Consider the following 15,588-nt stretch of genomic DNA (forward strand, 5'->3'; position numbering starts at 1 on the left):
AATTCAATTTATTTGGATTGAAAATACACAAAAACCGTTCATGGATATGAACGGTTTTTTAATTCAGCAGAAAAACTATTCGATAGATGTTAAATCTAAACGATCAATAATATAAAGCGTATTCGCATCAATCACTTTTTGATCACGATCCAAATACTTTTGCTCAAGAACACCATCTGTCTCAGAAAATGCATAGTCATCATCATTTAAAATTGCTAAATGCTGTTCATCAATGACCCATAAACCTTCAACTTTATCATGCGGATATTGTAATCGTTCGACCAAATCTACAACCAGTGCTTTAGCGACCGGATAAATATCATATTGCGCAAGACCTTCCCATCCTTTTTCTAAGACATACTGCTCTAAAGTTTGCCCTTCTATTAGCAATCCTAAATGCTCATCCTGTTTTAATTGTTCAGTTTCTTGCACAGATTCAAGCTCAGTGGCTTGCTTTAAATCAATTTTATAAACACGTTTAAACGCTTGCGGATTATCTTTATAGAAATCATCATCGCGCTCTGAGACTAAAAAGCTGTTGTTATTGAGTGCCACTATTGCGGTATTGGAGTGCACTGTTGTATTGGCTTCTTGACGATATAAATATTGCGAGGCCTGTTTTGTTTCAAGATCAATCGCAACTATACGTGTTAAATCTGAATGGATTACAGATTTATTGGGATTACTCATCGTAGATTGCATAATACCGACCAACTTTTTCTGATCAGGGGTAATGGTTAAACCTTCCATTCCTCGATTTTGACGTCGATTGGCATATTCTAAAGGTAGTAAATAACCAGATTTGCGACGACCATCCTGTTCATAAGCATTAATTCGATCTATTTCAATACCTTCAGCATTAAAATGTACAATATGTGGACCATATTCATCACTCACCCAAAAAGTACCATCTTTTAGTGCGACCAAACCTTCTGAGTCTAGGCCAAATTCATCTGTTCCATTTTGCAAAATTTGACCATTTTGATCATAAGCAATTTCTTTGGTTGCCCCAAAATGTTGATTTGGCAAACCTGTAATGGTTTTACCTGTCGGATCTTTAAGTAGAATTTCTTTTATTTTGTAAATACTGCCATCTGCCTGTAACTCAAACAAACCAATCTTAGGGATATAGCTTGGATCTAAAAATATTTTTCCATGATCTCCATTCACATCATAAGTTGTATTTGGCCCACGGTCTGTCAATGCATAAAATTGATGTTTTTCAGTTGGGTGTGCCGAAATTTCCGAACCAAAACCACCACAATGAATTTCAATAAAATGACCTGGTTTTGCACCATCTGGGATATTGTGAATGTTTAAAATATCGTAAGGAAGACGGACACCTTGAGAAAATTTTTTATATAAATTGTCGGATGGATAATTTCCAATGTCTTGCTGATTCATTTGATCGAATTCTGAATTTTTCATTGTTTACTCTAATTTAATTTTAATCTTTTTTATCATATATAAATCTAACAACAACCACACTTGTACATTTGTGAATACATCTATAAAAAAGGAGGCTTTCGCCTCTTTTAATAAAATTTTTTAATAGATATCTTGAAAAGTCAAAAATGATCGAAAATTCCTTCTCCCTCTGGGATGAGGAATATTGTTCCGCAAGAGGATGAGGGAGATTTATCATATAAATCCTCACCTTCTTGCGCGTAATAACGCTTATCCTTTTAAATGAAAGAGAACTTCCATTATAAATAAATGTTCAGCACAACTCACCCTTATGCGAAACCAATCAAAAGTTCAATATTACTCAGGTTTAGTTAACTCAGTCATCGGCCAACGTGGTGTAGTCGTTACAGACAGCCCATCATTTTGCCCTGCTTTTAAACGTTGATACCCTGCAAATGCAATCATTGCACCATTATCAGTACATAAAGCAGGTTCAGCATAATAAACTGTACCTTTAATCTTTGCCAAATCAGCTTCTAGGCGCTCACGTAACCTTTTATTGGCACTCACACCACCTGCAATAACCAAACGTCTTAAACCTGTTTGTTTGAGCGCTTTTACAGACTTTTTCACCAAAGTATCAACCAAAGCTTCTTGGAATGAAGCTGCAATATCTGCATCCCGTTGTTCTTCGCCTAATTTTTTAAGTTGCACTGAAACTGCAGTTTTTAAGCCACTAAATGAAAATTCTAAACCTTGATGCAACATGGGACGTGGGAATTCAAAAGCCTCTTTATCACCTTGCTCTGCTAATTTTGAAATATTTGGCCCGCCCGGATACGGCAATTTCAACATTTTAGCAACTTTATCAAAGGCTTCACCCGCCGCATCATCAATTGATTCACCGAGAATTTCATACTCGCCAATGCTATGTGCCGCCATCAATTGTGTATGCCCACCAGATACCAACAAAGCGACAAACGGAAATTCTGGAGGATTTGCAGATAAAAGTGGCGCAAGCATATGACCTTCCATATGGTGTACACCAATTGCAGGTTTATCCAATGCAAAAGCCAACGTACGACCAAATAAAGCACCTGTCATCAGCGCCCCCATTAAACCTGGTCCTCGGGTATAGGCAATCGCATCAATCTCAGATTTCTTTACACAACTTTGCTCAAGTAGTTGATTCATTAAAGGAATTAGCTTACGCACATGATCACGTGATGCAAGCTCAGGTACAACACCACCATATTCTGCATGCAATTTAATTTGACTATACAGCACCTGTCCTCTTAAGCCGACTTCACTATCATAGAGCGCCAATCCTGTTTCATCACATGAAGTTTCTAAGCCAAGAACGATCATTAAACTGCCTTTTACACATTTGGAAATATTGCTAACAGCATTATAGACTTGTGGTATGAGATGTAAATGAGTAAAATACTGCACTTCACTTGTGATCTTGGGTAATTCGACCCGAGATCTTATCCATAACTTAATGAGGATTCTTCATGCCACAAGTTAAATTGAAAGAAGGCGAACCAGTTGACGTAGCTATCCGTCGTTTCAAACGTTCATGCGAAAAAGCGGGTGTTTTAGCAGACGTTCGTAAGCGCGAATTCTACGAAAAACCAACTCAAGAACGTAAACGTAAAAAAGCTGCTGCTGTTAAACGCTACCAAAAGAAATTGGCGCGTGAATCAGTACGTACTACTCGCCTTTACTAAGATTAATTTGTGATTGATTGACTAACTGGACCATAAAAATGACTACTTTAAAAGACCAAATTACTGAAGTTTTGAAAGCAACAATGCGTGCTAAAGAAATGGATAAGTTAACGGTCATTCGTAGTCTCCAGGCAGCAATCAAGCAAATCGAAGTCGATGAGCGCATAGAGCTTGATGATAGTCGAGTTCTTGCGGTCATTGAAAAGCAAGTCAAACAACGTAAAGAATCGATTAAAGCCTTTGAAGGTGCTAATCGACAAGACTTAGCTAGTAAGGAACAAGCCGAGGTTGAGATTTTATCTCAATTTCTACCAGCAGCTATGACTGAGGAAGAACTTGATTCAATCATTGCGCAAACAATTACTGCGCAAGAAGCTACTAGCATGAAAGATATGGGTAAGGTGATGAATTCTCTACGTCCGATCATAGCCGGACGTGCCGATCCTGCACAAGTTTCTGCGAAAATTAAAGCAAAACTTGGCTAAGCCCAGATTATAAAGTCTTTATTTGTTTGGTTTGGTCTGTTTAATTTTTCATTTAAAACTATTTTGCAATGAAATGGTTTAGAACGATTAAATAGTCCAAATTATCTCAACATACTCCTTTCTATCTACTCTCCTATCTATTTTATTTCTTTTTATTTTCAATTACATAATAACAGATATCTTTCCATGTACCATCTATTGGGTTTTGTACAGATTGATATTCAATGTCTAATAATTCAAAATTTACTCGTTCACACAAATGACGCGCTGGACTATTTTCCAGATCCACATACGCTTTTAATTGTTTAAAAGACCATCTTATAAATAATGCATCTACAAATAACGAAAGCGGATGTCGCATATAAGCCCTACCCTTGATAATGGGCATTCGCCCAAAAACCGATAGAGGCTTTATTTTCATTCAATTTATTTTATGAATATCAATTACACCAATAAAAGCATTATTTTGTTTTAAACGGATTGTGAATACAAAATTCTCATTCATCAGTAGTGTCGATATCAATATCTTTGGCATCAGATTTTTGAACAATACTTAGAATAATCTGTTCATTTTCAATTTAAAATTGTGTTAAATCCATAAGGTCACACATTTATGGTTTAGCTTTTAGTACAGATTACACTGAATATTATATTTTTTAAGAATCTGCATTTCAGGTGAAACCATCACTTTATCAATAATATTTTGCTTCGTCACAGCCATGAGAGATGGGGGTAAATCTGCACGATTTGCATCTGTCGTCTTATACATATCATCGACATATTTTTGAATCATTCCGCAGAATTGGGACTGCTGTTGTGGACTAAATTGATTGGTTTGCGGATCTAAACTACGTAAAAAAAACTTCATGTCTGCATTGTATTGGTTTGAAATTCTTTCTACATCACGTACATAACGCTCAGATACGCCCGCCATGATTTGACTTGAAGAGAATACCAATATCATTGCCACAAAGATTTTTTTCATTTTCAATCAATTACATTCAACAAATATATCGAATAAATTTTAACTTTTTAATTTCAAAATAAACAGTTAAATTTGTTTAATTGGTCAATATTACAGATAAAGAGCCTTAGATTTTTAACCGACGTTCTTGTTGCATCGTTTTTAATCGCACATCTATCTTAGCACTCATCGCATTGTTCTCTTTGGCCAACCGTTGCGCATGCAATAAAGACTTAATTGCATTTTCTTCATCCCCTGTCCAATATTGAACTTCAGCTCGATTACGCAATACATTCACCGTTCGCATTGGATTGGTTTTATCTAAATTGGCAGCTTGCTGTAACAATTGCCACCCACTGATATCCCGATCATTTTTATGAATAAAGCGACTCACCAGTTGCTCTGCTTCTTTAGGTTTATTTTGGCGAATATACACGTCAGCCAATTTATAGCTGAGCGCACGATTTTCTGGTGTTACTCTTTGTTTAGATATGATGGTTTGATATGCCTCATTGACTTTATTCTGACCTAAATAAATATCAGTTTGTATCAATGTCGTTAAAGTATGTTCCGAATTGATCTTTTTGGCTAAATTAAGCTGAATTTGAGCATTGGTATAATCGCCCTGTTTTAAATAAAACTCACTTAATGCCAGTATTCCAGCAAAATAATTTCTCTGTGCTAAAACCTGTAACTCTCGCTCATTGGTTTGATCTGATACCACAGCGGTATACCATTTGATGGTTTCAAACTCTTGCTGATCATGACTATACGGCACTCGAGGGAGTTGATTAGCACGTAATCTCGCCTCACTCATACGTTCTGTAGTCAGTGGATGCGTTAACCAAAAGTCAGGTAAAAAACTTAAACGGCTGGTGGAACGATGCATGGTTTCAAAAAAATCTGCCATACTTTCAGGGTTATAGCCTGCACCATACATAAATTGCATACCAATTCGATCAGCTTCACGCTCTTGGTTACGGCTATAGCTCAGTTGCTTCCCCATCAATGCAGCTTGTGTTCCCATCATGACTGCTCCACCCACATCACCATCTGCCTTTGAAGCAATGACCGCCCCAGCAATAATACCCGCCAATGCAAGCAAGCTTTGCCCTTTAAAATCCTCTTGTGAACGACTGTAATGACGTTGTGTAACATGAGCAATCTCATGCCCCATCACACCTGCAACTTCATCCATTGTTTTAGAAGATGTCACCATACCTGTATTTAACGCAAATAAACCACCAGGTACTGCAAATGCATTGATTTGTTGATCTTTGACTATAACCAAACCAATTGGCTCCCCAAGCTGGGTTTGACTTAATATCCTAGAGAAAACCATCATAAATTGATCTTCTAGCCACGGATCTTGCAAAATTGGCAACTGATGTTGAACTTGACGATAAACTTTTTCACCAATCATTTTTTCTTTTTGTTGGTCAATAAAACCTATACCACTTCCAATTTCAGGCACTTCAGCTTGTTGTGAAGTGCTTGAACTAAAGGAAAATTCATCGGCTAAGCTTAACGAACTGCTTAGACAAAGGCATAGGCTCAATAAAGTCTTATTCAAAGGAATGCTCAATCATGGCTAACATATCGAATATAACATTGAATTTAGAACAAATTTGCAATGAAGTGTTATCTTGTTTTAACCAAAACTCAGCATCAATTAAAATTTGAATTGACCAAATATCGTGGTGTACGATCTTCCAAAGCATCCACCAAATTTTGATAAGCCAATTCAGCCATTTTCTTTCTCGTTTCAGCTGTGGCTGAACCAATATGCGGCAAAGTCACGACATTATCGAGTTGAAATAATGGAGATTCTTGCAGTGGTTCTCGTTGATAAACATCTAAGCCTACTGCAAAAATTTGCTTTTGTTGTAACGCTTCAATCAATGCTTGCTCATCTACAACCGAACCCCGTGCAATATTGATAAATACGGCATGTTTTTGCATGAGCGCAAATTCTTTTGCACCCATTAAAGCCTGAGAATCATGATTTAAATCTACAGCAACAACAACAAAATCAGACTGTTGTAACAATTCTTCTAAGCTTTTATATTGCGCGTTTAGTGGTTGTGCTGCTTCTAATTTTTCACGGCGGTTATGGTAAATAATATTCATATTAAAGCCATAAAAACCACGCCGAGCAATCGCTGCACCAATATTTCCTAAACCAATAATGCCTAAGGTTTTACCAAAAATATCCTGACCAAACTGAGCACTTCCAACAGTACGCTTCCACTCACCCTGTTTAGCCCATTGATCTAAAGATGGTACTTTTCTCGCAGCACTCATTAACAATGTAAATGCTAAATCCGCTGTCGATTCTGTTAGCACATGAGGCGTGTTGGATAACCAAATTTTTTTCTGATTTAAATATTGCAGATCATAATTATCATAGCCAACACTGACAGATGAAATGATTTTAAGTTTTTGTGCAGGCTCAAGATTTGATTCATTCAATAAACGTCCTGCACCAATCATGGCATCGGCATCGACAACTTCTTGACGAATCTGTTGGTTAATATCACCCGCCTTAGGATTCAATACCACCACTTGATAACGGGACTCTAAACGTGCTTGAATGTCTTGATCAAATTGACTAAATACAATAACTTTTTTACGCATATCCCTTCTCTATTGCTTTTAAAACACTGACTTCTTAATAGCGTCCTAAATCCCTAATTCACTCTATTTTGCATAAATTGCCATAAGCGGCGTTTTAAAATGGGTTGATCTATCATCTCTTGTAAACTTGCTAGTTGAATAATATCAGTAACTTTTACATGTGGAAGTTGCCCAAGGCTTATCACTTGACGTTCATTTTTCAATGCATCAATAAAACCTTGAATATAAATATTTGCACCTTTTCCATCTTGCAGTTGTAACATTGGAAATGGCCACTTCAATTCATAATATTGCCCAACAATCGCATGTTGAATATTCAACCAAAGTTTAAGTTGGTCTGCTGTGAGTTGGGTACAATTCACTAAAATCACACAGCTTGCAATACAAAACGCTTGTATTTCGAATGGCTCTAATTGAACCGAAGGCTCTATTTGATCATCAATTCTTTTAGAAATTTGTGCTGTAGTGGAAGTCTCATTCTGTTGTGTGACTTGAATATTATTCTTTAATAAAGAAACTTCAGCTTGTTGTATTATGCTGGTTTTATCGGTATGAATTGAATCTTGTTTGGTAGATGGTTGAATTGGTTGATTTTTCTGAATATGAGATAAATCAAACTCAACAACACTGGTTTGCTCCAACGAAGCTGTCTCATGAAAACCAATATCACGATACATATTATTTTGATATAGACGTGTTTGCACATCAGACCGTGGGATCCACAGATCAATTCCCATTGCAGCCATTAAACTGCGCTGATGTTCTTGCAAATTCACACTCATCACGGATTCAATATATTCGATTTCAACCACTATTTTAACGATCTTTTCATCATTTTGCTGAGCTTCTGACAAGAAAATAGCCAAATGCTTTAAATTTATGCATAGATGCGGAGGAATGAACCAATCACATAATCATCACGCTATTTTTCTTATGCATTTGATCTACAATTTCAGCTGTCGTAAAACCAAGCCGCCAATACAACAACTCTAAAACATCCAATTCATCTTGGGTAATAATACGATCATTCCACAAACAAATTTCTGCTACACCTAAGATACTTAAACGATCACGCAATAAAAGCCCTGCAATATCATTCAAAATTTCCCCTAAATCTATAGGTTCATCAGAAATTTCTTCAAACAACTCCAGTTCTGTCTTTGATAATACCCGCTCAAGAATTTGATAACGCACTTCAAGTTGATTTGCACTGTTGATTTGCTGGACGTGCAATAAGGCGTCAATTAAACGTACAATTTGTGGTTTCACCGTTTCTAGTGATGAAGGGGTATGCATCGGCAACAACTGCAGCTCTGATTTCACACGTTCAATGAGCAAGGCATCGAGTAGCCCAATTTCCCCATCTTCTTGAATAATCTTGGCAAGCTTAGTCACAAACTGCCTCGCACTCGTTGCAGGCATATTACCTAGATTTTCACAAGCATCATGGAAAATTTGAATATGAAACCGACCATCTATATTTAATAATGAATCGACAATCGCACGACTCACTTCGGCATTAGATGGAATAAATTCACGATATTGACGAATCATTAAAATCGCCACCATAACTTCTCGAGAGCCTGTTGCCGTCTGCATCGCTCTTTGAATTAAATCGGGACGTTCAATTTGCCGACGTACTTCAGGATTTAATGGCTTGATCGCATCATTTAATGCAAAACTAATTGGCGATAAACGCAATAGTGGCAAAGGTTGCGGAGAAACCCATGGGTTATACACCTCACCACTCGACTCCTCTAAAGGTCGCAATAAACTAAATAAAGGCTGATTTCGTAACTTCTTTAAATTTTCCAGTTGTAAATCTTGCAGTAATGTCGGGTTTAACTCATAAATCCGATCTTCAATACTCGGATGAATATTCAACCAACTTTGTGGACTTAAAGAATTCGCAAAACACATATGCGCAATCGCTTCCGAATATTCACTGTGGATTTGTGAACCCGCATGGTGTACGTAAATACGCAATAAAGTTTGCACATTGGCATTATTGAGCAGCAACTTTTTGGTTTTATAATCATTATAAAAAGTACGCCCACCGAGAATAAAATATTTAGTTAAACGATTAACCAATATTCCCATACTTCCGATTAACCAAATTACACCACCAACAGCAACAAAACTGGTTTCAAACTTATGCTGTGTACGATTGGAATAACGATTATAACCCTGCTTGGCAATCTTACTTCCCAACTGACTAAAGGTGGTTAAACCACTATATAAAATTTTCAACCGTGTGTTTTCTTTGGCCTCACCAGACAAAATTTGATTAAACTCATGTCCCAATAATCCGTAGAGTTCTAGTTCATCTAAATTTTGCAATGCCCCCCAAGTCAAGATAATAACCGTATCACGAGGGTGGAAACCCGCTGTAAGCGCATTAACCCCCACCTCATCAGGAAGAACATAAAGTGTAGGCGGTTCAATTTCAAAAGTTTTTGCCAATTTATCTGCTAATTTTAATGCCACGCTTTCTTCTGGCGTACTTTCAATTTGACTTAAACGTCGTGCTCTTAACTGCTTTGCTAGAGAATGCCCACCTGAACGAAACACGTAAAATTCATAAGCGATTGACCACCCAATCACAATCAATAATAACCCAACAAAAAAAGGGCTTAAATTATGCCAAAAGATAGATTGTTCAGGTTTGAAATAGTTAATCAATAAACCCAAAACGGTATTGAGTATAAAAATCGCCAAAATGACCGCCAGTAAGCAAATGCTTGCAGTCCATAATATGTTCTTATTTTTAATCAAATAATGATTGACATCTTTCAATGTAAATTTCCTCATTACATTGCTAAACAATCATAAATGAAAAAAGCAGGAAATACCTACTTTTCTCAATGTGCTTTTTATTCAAACCGCTTAAAGCATGTACTAAACATACTTTAAGCACAGCATTGAATTTAAATACTTACATCTCTTCTTTAATACCACTTAAATCAACAGATGCGGCATCGATATTGACATCAATATAGCCATCTTTTTGCTTTTTCGCAGTATCACTTCGGCTTTGTTCAAGGTCTGTTAAATATTGCTCATCAATATCACCTGTCACATAAATACCATCAAATACAGAACAATCAAAATCCTGTACTTCAGGGATTTTCTTGGTGCGTACCGCAGCAATAAGATCATCCAAATCTTGGAAAATTAAACGGTCTGCACCGATAATTTCTTGGATTTCATCTACAGTACGATGCGATGCAATCAACTCTGCTTTCGCAGGCATATCAATACCATAAACGTTTGGATATTTCACCATTGGCGCAGCTGAAGCAAAATACACTTTTTTTGCACCTGCATCACGTGCCATTTGAATGATTTCATTACAGGTTGTACCACGTACAATGGAGTCATCCACCAGTAAAACATTTTTACCTTTAAACTCTAACTCTACAGGGTTTAACTTTTGACGTACTGATTTTTTACGTTGCTGCTGACCTGGCATGATGAAGGTACGACCGATATAACGGTTCTTCATAAAGCCTTCACGGAATTTAACGCCGAGAATATTTGCCAACTCTAAAGCTGAGGTACGACTGGTGTCTGGAATTGGAATTACAACATCAATGTCATGCTGCTCACCCCATTCACGTAGAATTTTATGTGCCAAAGTTTCGCCCATTTTCAAGCGTGCTTTGTATACAGATATCCCGTCAATGGTTGCATCTGGACGTGCAAAATAAACGTATTCAAAAATACATGGACGGTAACGAGGATTTTCAGCGCATTGTTGCGAAAAGAAATTGCCTTTGGCATCGATAAATACCGCTTCACCTGGTGCAATATCACGTTCAACCTTAAAACCTAAAGCCGTGATTGCAACAGATTCAGAAGCAATAACGTATTCTTTCTCACCATTTTCCGTTAAACGTGAACCGTAAATGAGTGGACGAATACCATTCGGATCACGGAAACCCACTAAACCATGGCCAGTAATCATGGCAACCACACCATAAGCACCCTTGCAACGCTCATGAACACGTTTTACCGTATGGAAAATGTCTTCTGGTGTAGGGGTTAATGATGCAGATTTTTGCAACTCATGTGCAAAAACATTCAATAACACTTCTGAGTCTGAATCAGTATTCATATGACGTAAGTCAGTTTTGAATAAATCATCATGAATATCAGCAGCATTGGTCAAGTTACCATTATGTGCTAGCGTAATCCCATAAGGAGAGTTTACATAAAATGGTTGTGCTTCAGCACTACTTGAAGATCCCGCAGTAGGATAACGCACATGGCCAATACCATAATTACCTAACAAAGCACGCATATGGCGAGTATGGAATACATCACGTACCATACCGTTGTCTTTTCTCAAAAACAGCCGCCCATTATGGCAAGTTACGATCCCAGCTGCATCCTGCCCACGATGTTGTAACATCGTTAAAGCATCAAATAACATTTGGTTCACAGGTGCTTTACCGGCTATACCAACAACTCCACACATAACTACCTCGCAGACCAGCTAGGACTAATAAAACGGATTCTTTGTTGAATGCGCTGATTTGTCATCATTTTCTAAATTTGATGATGAATCAGAATCACTCACAGAAGTATCATCAGGACGATCTTCTGAATGTATATGATGCAATGCTTCATTGGCTGCATCTTTAGAAATTTCAGATGCTAAAGGCGCAAATGGCAATAAACTTTGGATAACTTTGGATTGCTTCCACGTTGGAGAGCTTTCAACCCAAGGCCCGATTCCTTGCATTGTTATGAGGACGATAAACAAACCTTTCAAGGTGCCTAACGCACTTCCTGCTAAACGATTGACTGGGCCAAGTTTTAACGTTTTCAAAATTGAGTTGAGTAATGCTGTTACAACCCATGTTAGAACAATAATCACCAAGACAATAAATGCAAATGCTGCAATTTTCTGCACTACAGGATCTTGACTGAGCGCAGACATGGAAGGCGCAATGATATTTGCATATTTGGCACCAACAATCAGTGCAAATATCCATCCTATCAAGTTCGCAAAGGCTTTCACGAATCCTTGTCGCAAACCGTTTAGCCCTCCAATGAGCAAGATAATCAGTAAGATAATGTCTAAGGTGTTCATGTTTTTATGTCATAGCATTTACACAATCTTGAATTAAAGTAGGACCTGTATAGATCATACCACTATAAATCTGAACTAAAGTTGCGCCTGCTTGCTGTTTTGCAACAGCTTGTTCACCCGCTAGAATTCCACCTACGCCGATGAGTGGCACTTCACCTTTTAACTGTTTTGAAAACTCAGCCAAACACGCTGTACTTTTCTCAAAGACTGGCGCACCTGACAAACCACCAGCCTCATCACCAAAGGCTAGGCCTTCAACACCCTCACGGGACAACGTTGTATTGGTAACGATTAGACCATCAATTTTAAACTGTATAAGCTGAGATGCAATAAATTGAATATCAGATTGCTCAAGATCAGGAGCAACTTTTAACACCAATGGCACATAATGCTGATGTTCTTCAGCAAGCTCCAGTTGGCGTTTCTTTAATGTTTCGAGCAATTCAGTTAATGCATGACCGCTTTGTAAGGAGCGTAAATTTTTGGTATTCGGTGAAGAGATATTCACTGTGATATAAGAAGCGTAATTATATACTTTTTCTAAGCAGATTAAATAATCAGAAACTGCATCCTCAACTGCTGTGGTCGCATTTTTTCCGATATTGATGCCAAGAATGCCTTTAAATTTAGATGCTTTAACATTCTCAACCAATTGATCTACACCATCATTATTAAACCCCATACGGTTAATAATGGCTTTTGCTTGAGGAATACGGAAAAGTCTAGGTTTAGGATTGCCCTCTTGCGGTTTTGGTGTAATTGTACCGATTTCGATAAAACCAAAACCCAATGCAGCTAAGGCATCGATATATGCACCATTTTTATCCAAACCCGCTGCCAATCCAACAGGATTTGGAAACTCGATCCCCATACAGGTGACTGGTTTTGCAATAACAGGTTGGCGTATCGCACCCATTTTATGGGCAGATTTAAGCATGGATAAGGTGAGTTCATGTGCACGCTCAGGTGCTAAAGAAAATAACAACGGGCGGGCAAGTGAATACAACATATCTATAAAAGTCTACTGCTTTTTAAGTTGCCACATTATAGGCACAGTAACTTGAAAAGGCTATGCTTGAAGCAGGTTTATTTTCAATGCTTATTGTACTGTCGCTGTTAATTTAATCTGAGCACCTTCTTTCAGCAACTCGAGTTTTTCAACACTGACACCCATTTGCGCAAGTTGGGTTAAAAAGTTAGCTAAAACTGCATAATTCTGATGTTGAGCTACAATTTGCAATTGCTCACCAAGCTGTTGCGATGCAACAGAAAGCCCCTGCTGCTGTGCGACTCTTTGTATTTTGTCCGATGTGGTCAGAGCCAAATCATCTGTAGGCTTCATAGTAACAACATTACTCTGCATCCATACCACAAGATCTTTCATTTCATTTAAGCGAACTTGTTGTTTCTCCGCAGCCTTGTGCATAAACCACAAAGCAGAACCCACAGCCACAACGATGACAAAAACTGTGGTAAAAATCACCATTACTTTTTCACGCGGAGACATTTTATCTAAATGATCAGAAATTTTTTCAGACCACATATCTAAGCGATTTTGTACATTTTCCATTGTCTTCATTATTGTATTTTCACCAAACCGACTACACTTGAACCTTGAGTTTGCACACTCCCCAATTCAGCTTTAAAGCCTTGTTCATTCAGCTGTTTAACCAAAACTTGTAGGGCATCTGAAGATTTTGCAAGCAAATCCATATTCAAGATCGCATTGTCATAATTCACACGATTAGCAATAATTTGATGCTGCATCAAAATTGGACCGACACGATTAAGCAATTGTAAAGCCTGAGTATTTGCAGCCTGACTCAGTGCTAATTTGTTTTTAAACTGACGCTCAACAGATTCTTCCGTGATTCGCTGTTCATTTGGAAACCATTTTTTATATTGGTCAACCGCGATTAAAGCCGTTTGATCGGCTACTTTTTTCAGTTTAAACCAACGTAGTGCATCATAACTGAGCTGCGTCACAATCAGTGCTACCAATAATATTGCACATGCCTGCCAATAACGTGAAACGCCCGCACTTTCCTGCTTGGCTTTAGGAAGTACATTATAAGGATGCTGTTTTGGCTTTTTAATTTCAACAAACTGATAATTAAATGCTTCACGATGATCCGTTGTCGCTACAGCAAATAGACTCATGGCTTGTTCATTGGTTAATTCACTGTATTTATAAGTCTTATTCTGCTCTGCAAAATCAAGATATAAACCTAAATCATCAATTGAATTACCCAAAAATTCATTTTCACGAATCAGCAATTGACCATTGATATTGGCTAAAATACTTTGCCCAACTTCTGGCACTGGCAAAATTAAAAAATCGGGCAATAATGACACAATTTTAACGGGGATCAACGACAGTGAATGCTGCATCGTCGTTACCGTATATTGATTAATCCCAAGCACAGAAACCTGATCAGGTTGTTGAAAATGTGAAAAAACCTTCATCTGGTCAATTGGTAAAATCACATATTCTTCTAATAAATATTTAATACCATCTGCACCCAACTGTTTATATTGGGTTTTATTAAATTTCTGCTGAAGAATTTGCACTTCACGGCTCGGAAAGAAAACAACCGCTTCTTCGCCTTGGTAAAGTTTAATATCTTGAATTAATTGTTCCAGACTCGAAGATTTAGTCCAATCATCCCCTCTAGACCACTGCCAAACCCCATTGGCCTCAGGCATCCATAAGTACAACATCTATCGTATTCTGCCGTTCATTTATTTTGTTTATGCTTTTATACAGTTGGAATAAAGGCTTTGGTTTGCGTTGAAAGCCCATGAGCAATCACGCTTTGTTCATACAATCGTGCTTCTGCCAAGGCAAAAGGATGAAAATGTTCGTGTGTTAATTGCTCTGCAATATGCGCAACAACATTCATATGACACACCACCACAATACTTTCAAATGGGAGTTGTGACAACCACTCAATCGCAAGTTTCGCATCATCTTCAGGTTTTATTTTGTCACAGATCAACACAGGAACATCTGCAAAATACTTTTGTATATGTGCCAAAGTTTCTTGTGCTCTCAGCAAAGTACTCACCACAAACACATCAGGCTGAACATTATTTTTAATAAACTCAGCTGTTTGCTGTGCTTGTAAATGCCCTCGTTCCGTCAAAGGACGTTTACTGTCCACACCATTGATTGGCGGTGCTGCTTCACCATGACGCACTAAGCTCAGTTGCATAAGATTTCCCTATTTTATATTGCCCTGATTATAACGATGCTTTATGACAAAT

The 15,588-nt window shown here is 37.7% G+C and carries 16 protein-coding genes; 2 read left to right on the top strand and 14 right to left on the bottom strand.

Annotated elements, in window-relative coordinates; translation table 11 throughout:
- Positions 1-75: 75 nt before the first annotated feature.
- Positions 76-1,428 (bottom strand): esterase-like activity of phytase family protein, encoded by a 1,353-nt coding sequence (locus tag ACY45D_RS10820; RefSeq protein WP_463106757.1) that lies wholly within the window; start codon positions 1,426-1,428, stop codon positions 76-78.
- Between the two features lie 336 nt (positions 1,429-1,764).
- On the bottom strand, positions 1,765-2,775 hold the full coding sequence (tsaD, locus tag ACY45D_RS10825; RefSeq protein ID WP_463109478.1) for a tRNA (adenosine(37)-N6)-threonylcarbamoyltransferase complex transferase subunit TsaD: 1,011 nt from the start codon (positions 2,773-2,775) through the stop codon (positions 1,765-1,767).
- 146 nt (positions 2,776-2,921) lie between these two features.
- Here tsaD and rpsU point away from each other — a divergent pair, with 146 nt between their 5' ends.
- The gene (gene rpsU, locus ACY45D_RS10830; protein ID WP_001136722.1) at positions 2,922-3,137 is read left to right on the top strand and encodes a 30S ribosomal protein S21; all 216 of its coding nucleotides are present in this window, start codon (positions 2,922-2,924) and stop codon (positions 3,135-3,137) included.
- Positions 3,138-3,175: 38 nt separating this feature from the next.
- Positions 3,176-3,622 (top strand): GatB/YqeY domain-containing protein, encoded by a 447-nt coding sequence (locus tag ACY45D_RS10835; protein WP_463106758.1) that lies wholly within the window; start codon positions 3,176-3,178, stop codon positions 3,620-3,622.
- Between the two features lie 142 nt (positions 3,623-3,764).
- Here the strand turns inward: ACY45D_RS10835 and ACY45D_RS10840 are convergent, their stop codons facing one another.
- From ACY45D_RS10840 to ACY45D_RS10895, 12 genes are all read right to left on the bottom strand, one after another.
- The gene (locus tag ACY45D_RS10840) at positions 3,765-4,010 is read right to left on the bottom strand and encodes a GNAT family N-acetyltransferase (protein WP_463106759.1); all 246 of its coding nucleotides are present in this window, start codon (positions 4,008-4,010) and stop codon (positions 3,765-3,767) included.
- A 237-nt stretch (positions 4,011-4,247) separates the two neighbouring features.
- Positions 4,248-4,607, bottom strand: a complete 360-nt coding sequence (locus ACY45D_RS10845) for a hypothetical protein (protein ID WP_463106760.1) — start codon at positions 4,605-4,607, stop codon at positions 4,248-4,250.
- 106 nt (positions 4,608-4,713) lie between these two features.
- Entirely contained in the window at positions 4,714-6,159 is a 1,446-nt protein-coding gene (locus tag ACY45D_RS10850) for a M48 family metalloprotease (protein ID WP_463106761.1), read from the bottom strand.
- 95 nt (positions 6,160-6,254) lie between these two features.
- Positions 6,255-7,223 (bottom strand): 2-hydroxyacid dehydrogenase, encoded by a 969-nt coding sequence (locus ACY45D_RS10855; protein ID WP_463106762.1) that lies wholly within the window; start codon positions 7,221-7,223, stop codon positions 6,255-6,257.
- Between the two features lie 53 nt (positions 7,224-7,276).
- Positions 7,277-8,077 carry a hypothetical protein gene (locus ACY45D_RS10860; RefSeq protein ID WP_463106763.1) on the bottom strand — a complete coding sequence of 267 codons (801 nt, stop codon included), beginning with the start codon at positions 8,075-8,077 and terminating at the stop codon, positions 7,277-7,279.
- 52 nt (positions 8,078-8,129) lie between these two features.
- Positions 8,130-10,019 (bottom strand): M48 family metalloprotease, encoded by a 1,890-nt coding sequence (locus ACY45D_RS10865; RefSeq protein WP_463106764.1) that lies wholly within the window; start codon positions 10,017-10,019, stop codon positions 8,130-8,132.
- 139 nt (positions 10,020-10,158) lie between these two features.
- Entirely contained in the window at positions 10,159-11,703 is a 1,545-nt protein-coding gene (purF, locus tag ACY45D_RS10870) for an amidophosphoribosyltransferase (protein ID WP_463106765.1), read from the bottom strand.
- Between the two features lie 24 nt (positions 11,704-11,727).
- Positions 11,728-12,321 carry a CvpA family protein gene (locus tag ACY45D_RS10875; protein WP_463106766.1) on the bottom strand — a complete coding sequence of 198 codons (594 nt, stop codon included), beginning with the start codon at positions 12,319-12,321 and terminating at the stop codon, positions 11,728-11,730.
- A gap of 4 nt (positions 12,322-12,325) precedes the next feature.
- Positions 12,326-13,330 (bottom strand): quinone-dependent dihydroorotate dehydrogenase, encoded by a 1,005-nt coding sequence (locus ACY45D_RS10880; RefSeq protein ID WP_120383840.1) that lies wholly within the window; start codon positions 13,328-13,330, stop codon positions 12,326-12,328.
- Between the two features lie 90 nt (positions 13,331-13,420).
- Positions 13,421-13,900, bottom strand: a complete 480-nt coding sequence (gene gspM, locus ACY45D_RS10885; RefSeq protein ID WP_463106767.1) for a type II secretion system protein GspM — start codon at positions 13,898-13,900, stop codon at positions 13,421-13,423.
- The gene (gene gspL, locus ACY45D_RS10890) at positions 13,900-15,042 is read right to left on the bottom strand and encodes a type II secretion system protein GspL (RefSeq protein ID WP_463106768.1); all 1,143 of its coding nucleotides are present in this window, start codon (positions 15,040-15,042) and stop codon (positions 13,900-13,902) included. Before gspL ends, gspM begins: the two co-directional genes overlap by 1 nt.
- A gap of 38 nt (positions 15,043-15,080) precedes the next feature.
- Positions 15,081-15,536 carry a SixA phosphatase family protein gene (locus ACY45D_RS10895; RefSeq protein WP_463106769.1) on the bottom strand — a complete coding sequence of 152 codons (456 nt, stop codon included), beginning with the start codon at positions 15,534-15,536 and terminating at the stop codon, positions 15,081-15,083.
- Between the last annotated feature and the right edge of the window lie 52 nt (positions 15,537-15,588).

The sequence above is a fragment of the Acinetobacter sp. BZX-2 genome (genome assembly GCF_055179795.1).